This window comes from Oleiphilus sp. HI0086, assembly GCF_001635225.1.
Map to the genome: position 1 here is coordinate 1 of NZ_LWFZ01000486.1, position 288 is coordinate 288.

The window sequence follows — 288 nt, forward strand, 5'->3', positions numbered from 1 at the left end:
CGAATCATGAAGCATCTTCCCTCGTGGTCTTCTTCCTTAACCATGAAAGCTTATACACGCCTTCGTCTAGCCAATATTCTAAAGCCCGTTTTCAACCTGATTATCACCAATGTACCGGGCCCCAAGGTTCCCTTGTTTCTGAATGGCGCCGAGCTAAAATCTCTTGAAGGCGTTGCACCGATCGTTGATAACATGGCGCTAACTGCTGTGGTCACCAGCTATGTCGATACACTAACAATCAGCCTGACTAGCTGTGAATCGATTGCTGATAAGGTCAGCTTTTTGGCA

The 288-nt window shown here is 46.9% G+C and carries 1 protein-coding gene; it reads left to right on the forward strand.

Annotated features, from left to right (window positions below; all coding sequences use genetic code 11):
• Positions 1-42: 42 nt before the first annotated feature.
• Positions 43-288, forward strand: a 246-nt coding sequence (locus tag A3756_RS05990) for a WS/DGAT domain-containing protein (protein ID WP_197481211.1), incomplete at its 3' end; no start/stop codon positions are given.